This window comes from Bacteroides coprosuis, assembly GCF_020741705.1.
Classification (GTDB): domain Bacteria; phylum Bacteroidota; class Bacteroidia; order Bacteroidales; family Bacteroidaceae; genus Bacteroides_E; species Bacteroides_E coprosuis.
On record NZ_DYYK01000191.1, the window covers coordinates 1 to 10,917 of the forward strand.

Annotated in this window: 10 protein-coding genes and 1 pseudogene; 7 read left to right on the forward strand and 4 right to left on the reverse strand. The window is 35.3% G+C overall.

Annotated elements, in window-relative coordinates:
• On the forward strand, positions 1–389 hold a 389-nt coding region (locus tag K8V80_RS11515; protein ID WP_276778192.1), incomplete at its 5' end, for a tyrosine-protein phosphatase.
• Positions 390–480: 91 nt separating this feature from the next.
• Complete coding sequence (locus tag K8V80_RS11520) at positions 481–2,301, forward strand: DEAD/DEAH box helicase (protein WP_006743714.1); 1,821 nt, start codon at positions 481–483, stop codon at positions 2,299–2,301.
• A gap of 127 nt (positions 2,302–2,428) precedes the next feature.
• Here K8V80_RS11520 and K8V80_RS11525 read toward each other — a convergent pair whose 3' ends face one another.
• The gene (locus K8V80_RS11525; protein WP_245531264.1) at positions 2,429–2,611 is read right to left on the reverse strand and encodes a hypothetical protein; all 183 of its coding nucleotides are present in this window, start codon (positions 2,609–2,611) and stop codon (positions 2,429–2,431) included.
• On the opposite strand from K8V80_RS11525, the pseudogene K8V80_RS11530 reads away from it, so the two are divergent.
• Positions 2,571–3,318, forward strand: a pseudogene (locus K8V80_RS11530) (DMT family transporter). The gene K8V80_RS11525 and the pseudogene K8V80_RS11530 sit on opposite strands and share 41 nt — an antisense overlap.
• Positions 3,319–3,411: 93 nt before the next feature.
• Here K8V80_RS11530 and K8V80_RS11535 read toward each other — a convergent pair.
• The 3 genes from K8V80_RS11535 to ruvB are packed head-to-tail and all read right to left on the reverse strand — an operon-like array spanning position 3,412 to position 7,346.
• Entirely contained in the window at positions 3,412–4,779 is a 1,368-nt protein-coding gene (locus tag K8V80_RS11535) for a TIGR00341 family protein (RefSeq protein ID WP_006743715.1), read from the reverse strand.
• Positions 4,780–4,781: 2 nt separating this feature from the next.
• Entirely contained in the window at positions 4,782–6,302 is a 1,521-nt protein-coding gene (locus tag K8V80_RS11540; protein WP_276778196.1) for a lipopolysaccharide biosynthesis protein, read from the reverse strand.
• Positions 6,303–6,323: 21 nt separating this feature from the next.
• Entirely contained in the window at positions 6,324–7,346 is a 1,023-nt protein-coding gene (gene ruvB, locus K8V80_RS11545) for a Holliday junction branch migration DNA helicase RuvB (RefSeq protein ID WP_276778199.1), read from the reverse strand.
• 342 nt (positions 7,347–7,688) lie between these two features.
• On the opposite strand from ruvB, the gene ybeY reads away from it, so the two are divergent.
• The 4 genes from ybeY to K8V80_RS11565 all read left to right on the forward strand — a co-directional run.
• Positions 7,689–8,129, forward strand: coding sequence for an rRNA maturation RNase YbeY (ybeY, locus tag K8V80_RS11550; protein WP_276778201.1), 441 nt, complete (start codon positions 7,689–7,691; stop codon positions 8,127–8,129).
• Between the two features lie 50 nt (positions 8,130–8,179).
• The gene (gene mnmG, locus K8V80_RS11555) at positions 8,180–10,054 is read left to right on the forward strand and encodes a tRNA uridine-5-carboxymethylaminomethyl(34) synthesis enzyme MnmG (RefSeq protein ID WP_276778203.1); all 1,875 of its coding nucleotides are present in this window, start codon (positions 8,180–8,182) and stop codon (positions 10,052–10,054) included.
• Positions 10,055–10,098: 44 nt separating this feature from the next.
• On the forward strand, positions 10,099–10,623 hold the full coding sequence (locus K8V80_RS11560; protein WP_006743720.1) for an adenine phosphoribosyltransferase: 525 nt from the start codon (positions 10,099–10,101) through the stop codon (positions 10,621–10,623).
• An 87-nt stretch (positions 10,624–10,710) separates the two neighbouring features.
• A partial coding sequence (locus K8V80_RS11565; protein WP_276778206.1) for a GIY-YIG nuclease family protein occupies positions 10,711–10,917 on the forward strand: 207 nt, incomplete at its 3' end.

The following is a 10,917-nucleotide window of genomic DNA, read 5'->3' on the forward strand; positions in this document are numbered from 1 at the left end:
ATAAAGAACAATATAAACAAGTATTCACTCTATTATTGGATGAAACAAACTATCCTATCGTTTTCCAATGCCCCACAGGTAAAGAACAAGCAGGAATCATTTCTTACTTACTACTTACCTCCTTGGGTGTCAATGATGAAACGGCAAGGTTAGACTACCTTCGATCCAATCAATTTTTAGATATTTCTGAAGCCTATGAGTATGCTTCAAACTTATCGAACAACGCACAAGAAGCTCTAACAGCATTGGTATTAGCTCAAGAGGAGTATATCAATGCATCGATCCAAGAAATTAAGTCCAGTTACGGTAATGTCGAATCCTTCCTAATGGAAGGTCTTGGGTTCTCAGAGAGAGATTTAGATAAGCTTCGCTCTATGCTGTTGGAATAATTAAAGACTGTTCCTCCTCCAAACTTTTGCTATTCTTGCACATAGCACTTAAAATCCGTAACAGTAGATTTTAAAGATTAGAAAACATTTGATGAAAAATTTTGAAGAACTTGGTGTATCTGCTGAGATATTAAAAGCGATCACTGAGATGGGTTACGAACACCCTATGCCGGTACAAGAAGAAGTTGTACCTTATTTATTGGGAGAAAACAATGATGTAGTAGCTCTTGCACAAACGGGGACAGGGAAAACAGCAGCATTTGGTCTACCTATTATACAAAAGGTAGATGTGGAAAACAGAGTACCTCAATCTTTAGTACTTTGTCCTACACGCGAACTTTGCTTACAAATAGCAGATGATTTATACAATTACTCAAAATATATTAAGGGATTAAAAGTAATTCCTGTATATGGAGGATCTTCTATAGATAGTCAAATAAGAAGCCTTAAAAGAGGTGTTCACATTATTGTAGCAACCCCAGGTAGATTATTAGACTTAATGAATCGTGGTACTGTATCTCTTTCAACCATTAAGAATGTAGTAATGGATGAAGCAGACGAAATGCTTAATATGGGTTTTACTGAAAGTATCAACTCTATATTACAAGATGTACCAAAAGATAGAAATACTCTGCTTTTCTCAGCAACCATGAGTCCTGAGATTGCTAGGATATCAAAAAACTATCTACAAAATCCAAAAGAGATTACTATTGGTCGTAAAAACGAGGGTTCACAGAATGTGAAACATGTCGTTTATAAAGTTCATGCAAAAGATAAGTATGCTGCTTTAAAACGTATTGCCGATTTTTATCCTCAGATTTATGGCATCATTTTCTGCCGTACCCGTAGAGAAACTCAAGAAATTGCAGACCTACTTATTAAAGATGGTTACAATGCAGATTCTCTTCATGGAGAGTTGTCACAAGCTCAAAGAGATGCAGTAATGCAGAAATTCCGTATGAGAAATATTCAACTACTTGTTGCTACAGACGTTGCAGCCAGAGGACTAGACGTAGATGACTTAACCCATGTTATCAACTACGGCTTACCTGACGATACAGAAAGCTATACACACCGTAGCGGACGTACTGGAAGAGCTGGAAAAACGGGTACTTCTATTGCTATTATCAACCTTCGTGAATCGGGCAAACTTCGCGATATCGAAAAGATTATAGGTAAGAAGTTTGAAAACGGAGAACTACCTACAGGAGAGCAAATTTGTGAACAACAGATTATTAAAGTAATTGACGAAGTAGAAAAAGTTAAGGTAAACGAAGAGGAAATAGAACACTTCTTACCAGAAATCTATAGAAAACTTGATTGGCTATCTAAGGAAGACGTTATTAAACGTATGGTATCATTAGAGTTTAATAGATTCCTTGAATATTACCAAGACAGAGAAGATATTGAAGCACCAACTGACAATAGAAGAGATCGTAGAGAAAGAAACGACAGAGGAAATAGTCGTAGACAAGCTCAAGAAGGCTATACTAGATTATTCATTAATTTAGGAAAGACTGATAATTTCTTCCCACATGAATTAATAGACTTATTAAATCAAAACACTCGTAGAAGAGTAGAATTAGGTAAAATAGACCTAATGAGAAATTTCTCATTCTTTGAAGTTGAAGAAAGATCAACAAAAGATGTTTTAAAAGGTCTAAATAACAAACAATGGGGAGATAGAAAAATCGTGGTAGAAGTTGCTAGCGAAAATGATACTCAAGGCAGAAGTAGCAATAGAGGTGGTGACAGAACTCAACGTAATAGTAATAGACGTAAACCTAGTAGATCTGAAAGAGGGTATACCTCAGCTAGAGGACCTAAAAAGGCAAAATCTAAGAAAACAGAATTTAGAGGTGAGCAACCCAATTTTAGCGAAGAGGGTTGGGCCAGAAGATTCCAAAAATAATTTTACAAAAGAAGGAGGAGCTAAGTATAGTTCCTCCTTTTTTCTTCCCATAAATTTTGATTACCTTACAAAAACTCAAAATAGAAAATTGAAATATTTAGTAAAGTATTTTACATATATTTGCATTTCATATAATATGCACTACTAAAATGACTAAAGAAACAGTTACTGGATTTGTATATGGTTTATTATCCTCATCTACTTTTGGATTAATACCTTTATTTACTCTGCCTGTAATAGCAGAGGGAATGCAGTTTCCATCTATACTTTTGTATAGATTTATTTTTGCTTGTACTGTATTAGCTCTCATACTTATGGGAAAAGGTATATCACTTAGAATAAAGATGAAAGACCTCCCGTCACTGTTACTCCTCGCCGTTTTTTATGATATCTCTTCTTTATTTTTATTTTGGGATATCATTTGATCTCTAGCGGTGTAGCCACAGCAATACATTTTATGTATCCTGTATTCACTACAATACTAATGATGATCCTTTACAAGGAGAAAAAATCAAATTGGCGTATTTTGGCAATCATCATAGCCATCATTGGGGTTGCACTTTTATCAATTAGTGGGAGTAAAGAAACTCAACTATCTTTGTCGGGTATCGTAATTGTTCTCATATCGGGATTAGGATATGCATCATACTTAGTAGCAGTCAATAAAGTAAACATACAAATGAGTGGATTAAAACTTACTTTCTATGTATTCTTGTTTGGAGGTATTATTTTATTTACTGAATATCTTTATTCTCGGGAGTACAACCCATTCCCTCATGGAAATCCTTTGGGTCACTCCTACTACTCGCTATTATACCAACTATTATTTCAAACTTAGCTCTCATTCAAGCTATAAAACGAATAGGATCTACCATTACATCTGTTTTAGGAGCAATGGAACCTGTAACAGCAATAACAGTAGGACTTATATTCTTTAATGAAATCTTCACACTACAGATAGCCATAGGTATCATCCTATTCATATCCGCTGTATTAGTGATTATTCTAAAAAGGTAATTGAACATTATTATAGACTAAAATAAAAAGGACACTTATCTAAAATTCTAGATAGGTGTCCTTCTTGTTTTAATCATTGAGATACTCGTAAATCTACTCAAGTATTAATCTAAACTTCTTAGCTCCGACTCTTGTTTTAAGCCAATCTTCTAATTTGATTTTCTCTTCCTTATCGAGCTCCTTATTCAAATTTAAAATAGCAAGTGTTACTGTATCGGGCTTCAATGTCTTCACATCTACTTCTACAGTTTCAGATATAGAGATCTTCTTCACGGAAGGATAAAGAACCATTAATTCGGGTGCAATTTTAGAACTTAGTGAACTATACTCTTTATACTTGGCTATAGCCCCTTCAAGACTCTCTATCTTCACTTGTTGATCTTGCAGCTTCATTTGGTTGTCTTTATAGAAATCCTCCATCAAAGAGGCTTTAATTGACTTCATGTCGGGTGCAGATTCATTCATCCCTTGTATAACAACTAAACGAGCGTCATTTAACTTATATTTTGGCATTCTTTGGCGAGCTATATTTATAGAGGCTTCAGGTACTTCAGCTCCAATTAACACAACACGAATTTCTTTCTGTTTAGTAGAATCATTCTGCCCTATCGACCGGTTAATAATTTGAGTATTATCAAACGTAAGTTCTTCCGTAATAAATCGCGTAGCAGCACCCTTAAATACAGTTTCTTTAATAATCCCTACAGTTAAATAGATCGCAGGTACCATAGTAGCAACCACTATGAAAACAATATATTTACGCACCTTTAATTCTCTAGATTTATCAACAAACTCTTTTGCCCTAAAGTGCATCACTCGAACACCCAAATAAGTTGCTACTGATATGAACACAGAATTTATAAAATAAAGATAAAATGCACCTAAGAAAAAAGCGAGATTACCTGTAGCTAACCCATAACCAGCTGTACATAAAGGAGGCATAAGTGCTGTAGCAATAGCCACACCAGGTATCACATTCCCTTTCTCTTTTGTTGACAAAGCTACTACTCCAGCAAGTCCACCAAACAAAGCAATAAAAACATCATAAATATTTGGTGACGTACGCGCTAGCAGTTCAGATTGAGCCTCTGCTAAAGGCGATAATAAAAAGAATACTGTTGACGTTACTACACTAAATGCTGTCGTAATTAAAAAGCTCTTGAAAGAGCGTTTCATTAACTCAAAATCATTTATACCTACAGCTAGTCCTATCCCCATAATGGGTCCCATTAAAGGGGAAATAAGCATAGCACCAATAATTACAGCGGTAGAGTTTACATTCAAACCTAAAGAGGCCATGAATGTAGCAAATATCAAAATCCATAGATTTGCACCCTTAAAACTGACTCCTTTACGAATACTCTCTACGGTGAGCTGTTCATTGTCTTTATCCTTGTGTAGATCTAAATATTCTTTTACAAAAGATCTAACCGCAAATACATTTCTTTTATCAGTACTCATATTTACTTCTTAATAAAACGGTTAATAATAGGTATTCTTGCCAACGGCAAATCCTTTTTAACTACATAAGTTACATATAATAATATCAATATTGTTCTATATAGCATTCTTAAATAGAAATTTTCTATTTCTATTTGAGTTCCTAAAAGATAAAGTACGAAAGCCAAACCGATATAGATGCCTATTTCCTTCAAGTTGTAAGGGATTGGATTTTTCTTCTGTCCTACAATATAAGACAATAACGTCATCACACCGTACCCTACTACTCCTGCCCAAGCACAGCCCATATAGCTATATTTTGGAATCCATAGCAGATTAAGAACAATAATAATTACGCAACCTATTATAGAGAAATAAGCGCCCCACTTAGTTTGCTCAATTAGTTTATACCAGTAAGCTAGATTAAAGAAGACTCCTATCAATATCTCTGTCACCATTACGATAGGCACAACACGAAGTCCTTCCCAATATCCAGGCTGAATAATATAACGTATAATGTCCATATAAAAAACGACACCTAAAAAGCCGAGCAATGTAAAGATGAGAAAGAATTTCATTACCTCTGCATACGTTTGCCTTCCATCTCCTTCTCTATTTTTACTAAACACAAAAGGTTCATAAGCATATCTAAATGCTTGTGTACACATACCCATTATCATTGCAATCTTACTCGTGGCTCCATAAATACCCAATTCTACGTAACCTTTGTCTGCATCTGGATATACTAAAGGAAATATTATTTTATCAAAAGTCTGACTCAAAACACCTGCTACGCCTAAAATAAGAACAGGGAATGAGTACTTAAAAATTCTCTTAAATAATGCTTTATCAAAAATATACTCCATTCCTTTTAACTCTGGAATAAAGAATAATAACTGCATAGATGTTGCTATTAAATTGGCAACAAATACGTATCTTTCTAAGTATTGTGGATCATACCAAGTAAATAAATCGGGAGCCAATGGTTGCAAATAAGGAACCCATACCAAGAAGAATAAATTCAGTATGATATTACATCCAATAAAAAAGAGTTTTATTCCAGCAAACTTAATAGGTCTATTCTTATACCTTAAGTATGCAAATAAGATACTCATAAAAGCATCCATAGCCACCACAATCATCATCATACCCAGGTACTCTGGGTGAGCATCATACTCCAATAGATGGGCTATAGAATCTAAGTTTAACAAACAAAGTAAAACAAAGACTAGAGAAGTTACGCCCACTGCAATCAGAATAGTAGAGAATACTTTCTTTGGATTTTCTTTTTGTTTGTTGGCATAGTAAAAGAAACCTGTTTCCATTCCATAAGTTAGAATGACCAGCAGAAGAGCTATAAGTGCATACATATTAGACACCACGCCGTAGCTCCCACTTTCAACAGGCATTTTATAAGAATATAAAGGAACTAGGAGATAATTCAGGAAGCGACCCACGATGCTGCTCACTCCATAAATCATGATATCTTTCACTAGTTTCTTACCGTCATTTTTAGGAACACCTAATTTTGATTGATTAGTCATTTATCCGGTTTGTGCTAAAGTCTAAAATAGAGATTGTTGTTTTGATTGAAGCTCTCTTCCTAAATGTTTATAAGCAAGAGGTGTTACTTCCCTTCCACGAGGAGTACGTTTTATAAAACCTTCTTTTATTAAAAAAGGCTCATATACCTCTTCAATAGTTCCTGGGTCTTCACCTAAAGCTGTAGCAATAGTAGTTAGTCCCACAGGACCACCATCAAACTTATCGATAACAGTACAAAGAATCTTGTTGTCTATTTCATCCAAGCCATATTTATCAATATTTAAAGCCTCAAGTGCATATTGAGCTATTTTAATATCTATAGAGCCATCACCCTTCACTTGTGCAAAATCACGTACTCGTCTAAGTAAAGCATTACAAATACGTGGGGTACCCCTACTGCGAGATGCAATTTCTGCAGCAGCTTGATCATCACAAGGAACGTCTAATATAGCTGCAGATCGTTTAATAATAGTAGTTAATACATCATCGTCATAATATTCTAAGTGAAGATTAATTCCAAAACGGGCACGAAGAGGTGCTGTCAACAACCCACTTCTAGTCGTTGCCCCAACCAAGGTAAAAGGATTTAACTCAAGTTGGATGCTTCTAGCTGAAGGTCCTTTATCTATCATGATATCGATACGATAATCTTCCATAGCAGAATACAAATACTCTTCTACCACTGGAGACAATCGATGTATTTCATCAATAAACAAGACATCATTAGGCTCCAAGCTTGTCAAAACACCAGCTAAATCTCCAGGCTTATCTAATACTGGACCTGATGTAACTTTAAAGCCTACTTCTAATTCATTTGCAATAATATTTGATAGGGTTGTTTTACCCAAACCAGGAGGTCCATGAAGGAGGACATGATCCAAAGCTTCAGCCCTCAAACGGGCAGCCTTTACGAATATAGTTAAGTTCTCAACCACCTTATCTTGACCATTAAAATCAGAAAAAGAAAGAGGACGCAAAGCATTCTCAAATTCCTTTTCACGAGTGGTTAGCTGGTGATCTCTTATATCAAAATTTTCTTCCATTCTAATTAATTTATCCCAAACAAAGGTATAAAAGAATATACATTTAAGCCGGAGTTTAACTAAAAACATATTACCCAGTTAAAACGTTGGCAAGTACCAGCTAAATTTATTTACTTCAGGTTATTCAAACACTTTCCAGTAAGTTCTATTTGCACATTACTGTTTGTAAATCAAGGTGTAAAGCTTTTAAAAGATAATAATAATATGCCGTTTAAAGGTCGGTTTAAAGCAAAATAAGTTAAAAAGCAATCACAAACGAAAAGTTATTCCTAAATTTGTACGAAAACAAAGCCATAGGGTAAAATGTCTTGGGGTTGTTTTCAACAAATTGCATTTATCACTATGATTATTACTTACCATACTGAAGGGGTAGAAATGCCCATTATTAATGAGAAACTTATCCAGGAATGGATAAAAGAAGTAGCCACTAAATATCAAAGAAGAGCTGGAGAGATAGCTTATATCTTTTGCTCTGATGAGAAAATTTTAGAGGTCAACCGCACATATCTTCAACACGACTACTACACAGACATTATTACTTTTGATTATTGTAAAGGGAATATTATATCGGGAGATTTATTTATCAGTTTAGACACGGTAAAAACCAATTCCGAGCAATTCAACACGCCCTATAATGAAGAGCTACACAGAACCCTTATTCATGGTATATTACACCTCTGTGGTATAAATGATAAAGGGCCAGGAGAAAGAGAAATTATGGAACAAGCTGAAAACGAAGCTCTAACAATTTATAAAAGAATTGCACATATCTCCTCTTTTTAAAAAACATTCAACAGGTACGTTTAGTGTACTGATTTAAACTAGATTTTCAGATGGAATTTAAATATGACGTAATTGTTATAGGCGCTGGACATGCTGGCTGTGAAGCTGCAACTGCAGCTGCTCGCCTAGGTTCTAAAACATGCCTAATAACAATGGATATGAATAAGATTGCACAAATGAGCTGCAATCCAGCTATCGGAGGGATAGCTAAAGGACAAATAGTAAGAGAAATTGATGCACTGGGAGGAGAAATGGGATTAATAACAGATAGAACTGCTATCCAATTTCGTATGCTCAATCGTTCAAAAGGGCCTGCAATGTGGAGCCCCAGAGCACAGTGCGACAGAAATAAATACATTTGGGAATGGAGAGAAGTGCTCGATTCTACAGACAACCTTGACATCTGGCAAGACAGCGTTAAAGATCTAATAATAAAAGATGGCCAAGTTATAGGTGTAAACACTCTATGGGAAGCAACTTTCTATGCTAAGTCTATAATAATTACTGCAGGAACATTCTTAAATGGACTCATGCATGTTGGTAAAACTCAACTACCTGGTGGTCGTATGGCTGAACCTGCTAGTTACTATCTAACAGAGTCTATTAATAGCTATGGCATTCGATTTGACAGAATGAAAACAGGTACTCCTGTGCGTATTGATTCAAGAAGTGTTCACTTTGAAGATATGGAGCCACAAGAAGGCGATGATGACTTTCATAAGTTCTCCTTTATGGACACTGGAAAAAGGCACCTAGACGCACTCCCTTGTTGGACTTGTTACACTACTCCTGAATCTCACGAAACATTGAGAAAAGGACTGGTAGACTCTCCTCTTTATAACGGACAGATTAAAAGTATCGGGCCACGCTATTGTCCAAGCGTAGAAACTAAAATTGTAAACTTCCCTACCAAAGAGAAGCATCAACTATTCTTAGAACCTGAAGGTGTAAACACAAATGAGATGTATCTAAATGGTTTCTCATCTTCTCTGCCAATGGATATTCAACTTAAAGCTTTACGCCAGATTCCTGCATTTAGAGATGTCCATGTTTACAGACCTGGGTATGCTATTGAATATGATTTTTTTGATCCGACTCAACTAACCCACACTCTTGAATCTAAGGTAATAAAGAACTTATTCTTTGCAGGACAGGTAAATGGTACTACTGGGTATGAAGAAGCAGCAGGTCAAGGGTTAATCGCGGGAATTAATGCACACATTAACTGCCATGGTGGGAAAGAATTCATCTTAGGTAGAGACGAGGCCTATATCGGAGTATTAATTGATGATCTTGTTACTAAAGGCGTTGATGAGCCCTATCGTATGTTTACCTCAAGGGCAGAATATAGAATTCTTCTGAGGATGGATGATGCCGATATGAGATTAACTCCTAAAGCTTGGGATTTAGGATTAGCTTCTCGTGAAAGGTATAATTTATACAGTAGTAAAAAAGAACAAATTGATCGTATTTTAGAGTTTGCAAATAACTACTCAGTCAAACCTGCTTACATCAATGAAGCACTAGAAAAGCTAGGAACAACATCATTAAAACATGGTTGCAAACTAATTGAAGTATTAACTCGACCACAAATTACTTTTGAGAATATACAAGATTCCATTCCCGCATTTAAAGAAGAATTAGATAAGATCAAAGGTAGAAGAGAAGAAATAATTGAAGCTGCTGAGATCTTAGTTAAATACAGTGGATATATAGAAAGAGAAAAGCTAATTGCAGAAAAGACAAAAAGATTGGAAAACATAAAAATAAGAGGTAAATTTGATTATAGCCAAATCCATTCACTGTCTTTTGAGGCTAGAGAAAAGCTTCAGAAAATAGACCCTGAGAATATTGCACAAGCAAGTCGCATCCCAGGTGTATCCCCTAGTGATATAAATGTACTTTTAGTTCTAGTAAGAAAATGAATGTTACACGTGGAACAAATAACACAATAACAAAAAAATCAAAAATGACTAAAGAAGAATTGATCAAAGAAATTAGAACCGTAAAAGACTTCCCTCTAGAGGGTATTCTTTTTTACGATATAACTACCCTTTTCAAAAGCGCAGAGGCTTTAGAATGTTTAGGAGATATTTTATACGAAATGTATAAAGACAAAGGCATTACAAAAGTGGTAGGAATTGAATCAAGAGGTTTTATTATGGGTCCTATTTTAGCAACTAGATTGGGTGCAGGATTTGTCACCATAAGAAAGCCTGGAAAACTTCCTGCAGAAACGATTGAAGAAAGTTACAAAAAAGAATATGGAACGGATATTATCCAAATGCACAAAGACGCTTTGACGGAAGATGACGTAGTTCTTGTTCATGATGATCTTCTTGCTACAGGTGGCACTATGAAGGCGGCAATAAAACTAGTCAATCAACTCAAGCCTAAACAGACTATGGTAAACTTTATCATTGAATTAAAAAAACTAGAAGGAAGGAAGGGCTTCCCGAAAGATTTAGAAATAGATACGGTTTTATCACTTTAAATTATAACTTTACAAACGCCACACTTCGTGGCGTTTGTTGTATATGCTAAGAAGTGAGTTATTAACAAATATGTTACACGTGGAACAATGAATGTTCAAAAAGAGACAAAGGAAGATAAACTAAAGAGAGAGATTTACCTAAAAACTCTAGTAAGTAGCTTACCAGAGACACCGGGCATTTATCAATACTTTGACGACAAAGATAAAATCATATACGTAGGGAAAGCAAAAAACCTAAAGCGAAGAGTAACCTCCTACTTCAATAAAGATCACAAAGCAAATAAAACAAAAGTC